Source organism: Ensifer sp. ENS10 (genome assembly GCF_014852025.1).
Classification (GTDB): domain Bacteria; phylum Pseudomonadota; class Alphaproteobacteria; order Rhizobiales; family Rhizobiaceae; genus Ensifer.
The window spans coordinates 1-357 of record NZ_JACVAS010000050.1; the positions used below are offsets into that span (position 1 = coordinate 1).

Consider the following 357-nt stretch of genomic DNA (forward strand, 5'->3'; position numbering starts at 1 on the left):
GCCCAGTCGCGCTGCCATTCGAGCAGGACCTGCTGCCAGGTCACCGGGATGACGCCGGCCTGGACCATGCGGTCCATGGCGTATTTGTGCGCATCGGCCGAGGTGCCGCCGGAGGCGTCGGCGACCATGTAGATCTCGTAGTCCGGGACGTCATGGAGAGCGGAGAGCGCGAAGGTGGTGTTGCAGACTTCGGTCCACAGCCCGGAGACGACGATTTTCTTGCGGCCGTTGGCGGCATTCCTGGCGAGCGCGTCGCGGACGTTCTGATCGTCCCAGGAGTTCATCGAGGTGCGTTCGAGAATGTCGTTTTCCGGGAAGACGGCGAGCAGTTCGGGATAGGTGTGGCCGGAGAAGGAC

1 protein-coding gene is annotated in these 357 nt (G+C 64.1%); it reads right to left on the reverse strand.

Going from position 1 to position 357, the window contains the following annotated elements; genetic code table 11:
- Positions 1-357: isochorismatase family protein (locus IB265_RS36325; RefSeq protein WP_192496236.1), on the reverse strand; the 357-nt coding region annotated here is incomplete at both ends.